Source organism: Ramlibacter sp. (genome assembly GCF_013697775.1).
In the GTDB taxonomy this organism is placed as follows: domain Bacteria; phylum Pseudomonadota; class Gammaproteobacteria; order Burkholderiales; family Burkholderiaceae_C; genus Ramlibacter.
On sequence record NZ_JACCWG010000281.1, the window covers coordinates 1 to 5229 of the forward strand.

4 protein-coding genes are annotated in these 5229 nt (G+C 70.6%); all 4 read right to left on the bottom strand.

Features of this window, described 5'->3' with window-relative positions:
• Positions 1-43: 43 nt before the first annotated feature.
• Positions 44-1390, bottom strand: coding sequence for a TolC family outer membrane protein (locus H0U68_RS14040; protein WP_296356598.1), 1347 nt, complete (start codon positions 1388-1390; stop codon positions 44-46).
• Between the two features lie 2 nt (positions 1391-1392).
• Positions 1393-2763, bottom strand: coding sequence for an HlyD family type I secretion periplasmic adaptor subunit (locus tag H0U68_RS14045; RefSeq protein WP_296356600.1), 1371 nt, complete (start codon positions 2761-2763; stop codon positions 1393-1395).
• 29 nt (positions 2764-2792) lie between these two features.
• Entirely contained in the window at positions 2793-4517 is a 1725-nt protein-coding gene (locus H0U68_RS14050) for a type I secretion system permease/ATPase (protein WP_296356602.1), read from the bottom strand.
• A gap of 13 nt (positions 4518-4530) precedes the next feature.
• The coding region (locus H0U68_RS14055; protein ID WP_296356604.1) for an ATP-binding cassette domain-containing protein at positions 4531-5229 on the bottom strand (699 nt) is incomplete at its 5' end.

A 5229-nucleotide genomic window follows, 5' to 3' on the forward strand; every position in this document is an offset into this window, starting at 1 on the left:
GTGCGCGCCTGTCAGGCGCGCACGGCGATGCTGGCGGCAGCTGTCAGGGCTTCAGCCAGCCGTTGACCTCGGCAATCACCTCGTCCTTGGGGCCGCCGGCCAGTGCCAGCAGGCGCACGCGCGACAGCAGGTAGACGAAACGCGCCTGCGCCAGGTCGCGCAGCACCTGCATGCGCTGCTGCTCCGCGTTGAGCGTGTCCACCAGGGTGCGCGCGCCGGCTTCGTAGGAGCGGCGGTTGGAGGTCACGGCCTGTTCGGCCGAGCGCACCGCCTGCTCCAGCGCCTGCACCCGCAGCATGCCTTCGGTGACGCCGCGGAATTCCTTGTTCACGCGCAGCGAGAGGTCGCGCCGCGTGGACTCCAGCTGCTGGGTCACGCGTTCCTGCTCGGCCAGCGCCTGCCGCGTCACCGAGGTCACGTAGCCGCCCGAATAAAGCGGCACGCTCAGCTGCACGCCGATGGAGCGGTTCAGGTATTTCTGGTTCACGCTGGTGACGGTTTCGCTTTCGGTGCGCGAGATCTGCGCCACCGCGTCCAGCGTCGGCAGGTGGCCGTCGCGGGCCTTTTCCACCTCCAGCCGCGCGGCGTCCAGCTGCGCGCGCAGCGCCCGCAGCTCGGGGCTGGACGCCTCGGCGCGCGCGGTCCATTCCTCCAGGCGGTCGGGGTCGGGCCGGCGCAGCTGCAGCCGCATGGGGTCGAGCGTGGCCAGCTTGTCCACTTCGCGGTTCACCAGGCTTTCCAGCTGGCGGCGCGTGTAGTCGACGTTCTGACGCGCTTCCAGTTCCTGCGCGATGTTCATGTCCAGCGCGGCCTGCGCCTCGTCGATGTCGGTGCGCAGGCCCGAACCGGCGGCCAGCCGCTTGCGCGCGGCGTCGAGCTGTGTCGTCACCGTGGTCTTCTGGGTCTGCACCAGCGCCAGTTGTTCCTGGCTCAAAAGCGCCTCGAAGTAGGCCGTGCTCACGCGCACCGACACGTTCTGCGTTTCCTTGTCCAGCTCGGCCTCGGACGCGGCGACCTGGGCCTGGGCCTGGCGGTAGTCGTCCCACTGGTACTTGCGAAACAGCGGCTGGCGCACCACCAGGGCGGTGCTGCCGCTGTTGTAGTTCAGGTGGGTGGTGCTCTCGCGGCCCTGCTGGTTGGGCACGGTCTGGTCCAGGTTGTTGCGAAAGCGCGAGGCGTTGGCCGTCACGTTGGGCAGCAGTTGCGAGCGCGCCTGCGGGATGCGCTCGCTGCGCGCCAGGGTGGTGGCGCGCGCGGCGAGGATCAGCGCGTCCTGCTCCATGGCTGCCTGGTAGGCCTGCTGGAGGTCGATCGCCCAGCCGGGCAGCGACAGCGCGGACAGGGCGGCCAGAGCAGCCGCGCGCAGCGGAAAACCGGAGATGCGTGCCATGGTCATTCTTCCTTCATCGAGGCCGCCATCCGCTTGGTCAGCGGGTGCAGCAGGTAGGTCAGCAAGGTGCGCTCGCCGGTCTTGAACACCACTTCCACCGGCATGCCGGGCTGCAGCGTGCGCTTGCCCAGGCTCTTCATGCCTTCGGGCGTGATGGAGACGCGCGCCAGGTAGTACTGCGTGTTGTTGGCCGGGTCGGTCAGCAGGTCGCCCGAGATGGAGACCACCTTGCCTTGCACCACCAGCTGCGGCGAGTGCGCGAACGAGGAAAAGCGCACGTCCACCGGCATGTCGGCGTGCACGCTGTCGACCAGGTGCGGCATGACGCGCGCCTCCAGCAGCAGCGGCTCCTTCTCCGGCACGATGTCCATCAGCTTCTGGCCGGCGCCGATCACGCCGCCCACCGTCTGGACGTTCAGGCCCACCACCTGGCCGCTGGCCGGCGCGCGCACCAGCGTGCGGTTCAGGTCGTCCTGCAGGGCACGGTACTTCTCCACTTCGGACTGCACGTCGCGGTTGACGTCGGCCGTCTGGGTTTCCACTTCCTTGCGGTAGTCCTGCTCGCGCGAGATGGCGCGCTGCCGCATCTCGGCGATGGACTGGCGCGCGCGCGCCAGGTTGCCGATCAGCTCGGTGGAGGAGGAGGTGGATTCAGCCACCATGCGCTCCAGTTCCAGCTGGCGGTTGCGCGGCGCATAGCCTTCCTTGACCAGGCCGCGCGTCTGCGTGAGTTCGTCGTTCAGCAGGCTGAGCTGGCTGCGGCGGTTGGTCAGCATGCCCTGGTAGGCCTGGATCAGCGCCTCCTGGCCGCTGACGCTTTCCTTGATCGACTGCAGGTCGGCCTGCAGCCCGGCGCGGCGCGTGCGCAGCAGCTGCTGCTGGTTGTTCATCTGCTGCTGGATCAGCGGGTCTTCCTTGCTGGCGGCGACCAGGTCCGGATGCCATTCGATGGCGTCGCGGCCGGCCTGTTCGGAGCGCAGCCTGGCCTGGGTGGCCAGCAGCATCAGGTAGCGCTGGCGCGAGCCCTGGTAGTTGGCCTTGGCGGTGGCGTCGTCCAGGCGCAGCAGCAGCTGGCCTTCCTGCACGTCCTTGCCCTCCGTCACCAGCACTTCCTTGACGATGCCGCCGCTCAGGTGCTGCACCGCCTTGCGCTTGGTGTCCATGGCCACCGAGCCGTGCGCCGGCACGCCTTCGTCCAGCGGCGCGAACAGCGCCCACAGCACGAAGCCGGCGATGCCGAGCCATAGCGCGCCCCAGCCGATGCGCGCGGCGCGGCTGCGCGCGGGCCGGTGCTCGGCGTCGGTGGGGGCGAGCGCGTTGGCGGAATCCCTGGGCAGGGGCTGGTTGGGATCGATGATGTCGGTGGATGCCATGGAGTCGTCTCGAAGAGGAGTGTGGGGCGTCAGGCCGGCTGGGCTGCGAGGGTGGGGGTCGCGGCCTGGGCCGCGGCGCGCAGCTGCGCGAGCACCTGGTCGCGCGGGCCGTAGGCCTGGATGCGGCCGTCCTGCAGAATCAGCAGCTGGTCGGCGGCGGCCAGCGCGGCCGGCCGGTGGGTGATGAGGAACACGGTCTTGCCCAGCTCCTTCAGGCGCTGCACGGCGCCGGCCAGCGCGGCCTCGCCGGCGTCGTCGAGGTTGGCATTGGGCTCGTCCAGCACGATCAGCGCGGGATGGCCGTACAGGGCGCGGGCCAGCGCGATGCGCTGGCGCTGGCCGGCCGACAGCAGGCCGCCGGCCTCGCCGATCGGCGTGTCGTAGCCCTGCGGCAGGCGCAGGATCATGTCGTGCAGGCCGGCGGCGCGCGCGGCGTCGATGACCTTGTCCGATTCGAGTTTGCCGAAGCGCGAGATGTTCTCGGCGATGGTGCCCTCGAACAGTTCGATGTCCTGCGGCACGTAGCCCAGATGCGGGCCGAGCTCGATGCGGTTCCAGCCGCTGATCGGCCGGCCGTCCAGCAGCACCTCGCCCGAGACGTAGGGCCAGATGCCGACGATGGCGCGCGCCAGCGTGGATTTGCCCGAGCCGGAGGGGCCGAGCACCGCGGTCACGGTGCCGGCGCGCACGTCCAGGTCGATGCCCTTGAGGATCGGCTGCTGGCGGCCCGGCGCCGTCGCCACCACGTTGCGCAGCACGATCTCGCCGGTGGGCGGCACGCGGCTGAGCGCGCGGTCGCGCTCCGGATAGTCGGCCAGCAGCTGCTCCAGCCGCAGGAAGGCGGCGTGGGTGGTGATGAAGCCGCGCCACGCGCCCACCAGCTGGTCGATCGGCCCGAGCGCGCGCAGCACCAGCACGTTGGCGGCGATCATCGCGCCGGGCGAGAGCTCGCCGCGGATCACCAGGATGGCGCCGGCGGCCAGCGTGAGCGACTGCTGCGCATAGCGCACGAACTTGCTGATCGCGCTCATGCGGTGCTGCGAGCCGTGCGACTGCGCCGTGCGCGCGAGCGCGTGGCGGTGCCGCTCCAGCCAGCGCGTCATCAGGTTGCCGATCATGCCCATGGCCTGCAGCACTTCGGCGTTGCGCAGCTTGCCCTGCAGGTAGGTGTTGGCCTGGGTGGTGGCCTGCGATGCCGCTTCGGCCGGCGCCGCGGCGCCGCGGTGGCCGAACCAGGCCAGGGCCATCTGCACGCAGGCGAAAGCGACGGCGACCCAGCCCAGCACCGGATGCAGGAAGAACGCCACTGCCAGGAAAATCGGCGCCCAGGGCGCGTCGAACAGGGCGAAGATGCCGTTGCCGGTGAGGAACTGGCGGATCTGCAGCAAGTCGGCGAAGGCGCGGCTGGGGCTCGCGCCGCCCTGGCTCAGGTAGGAGTCGAAGCTGGCGTTGAACACGCGCGTGCCCAGCTGGCGGTCGAACTGCACGCCGGCGCGCACCAGGATGCGCGAGCGTGCCCAGTCGGACACGGCCATCAGGATGAACATCGCCAGCGTGATCAGCGACAGCGCGAGCAGCGTGAGCTCGCTCTGGCTGGACAGCACGCGGTCGTACACCTGCAGCATGTACAGCGTGGGGCTGAGCAGCAGCATGTTGGAGACGAAGCTGAGCATGCCCACCAGCATGAATTGCCGGCGGAACATCCACAGGGTGGCGGCGAGGTCGCTGCGCCGGAAGAACGAAGGAGCGGTCATGGTGTCTGCGGGTTCAGGCGCCGGGCGTGGCGTAAGCGGCGGCGGGGCGGATCGCGCCGCCGGTGGGTTGCACGGCCTGCGCGGCCTGTTCATGGGCCTTGCGCAGCGCGGCCAGCACTTCGTCGCGCGGACCGAAGCCCTGCATCTGGCCGTCGCGCAGCACCAGCATCTTGTCGGCCACGGCCAGCAGGCTGGTGCGGTGCGTGATCACCACCACGGTGGCGCCGCGCGCCTTGACCTGGTTGAGGGCCGAGGCCAGGGCGGCGTCGCCGGCCTCGTCCAGGCTGGAGTTCGGCTCGTCCAGCACCAGGAACACGGGGTCGCCGTAGAGCGCACGCGCCAGGCCCACGCGCTGGCGCTGGCCGCCCGACAGCATGGCGCCGTCGCGGCCAACCGGGCTGTCGTAGCCGTCGGGCAGCGACAGGATGTAGTCGTGCAGGCCGACCGCCTGGGCGGCCGCCTCCACCTTGTGCTGTTCCACCGTGCCGAAGCGCGCGATGTTCTCGGCGATGGTGCCCTCGAACAGCTCCACGCCCTGCGGCAGGTAGCCGATGTGCGGGCCGAGCTGGCTCTTGTCCCAGCTGTAGACGTCGGCGCCGTCCAGCCGCACCTTGCCCATGCTGGCGGGCCACAGGCCGACCAGCACGCGCGCCAGCGTGGTCTTGCCGGCGGCCGAGGGGCCGACCACGGCCAGCAGCTCGCCGGGCGGCAG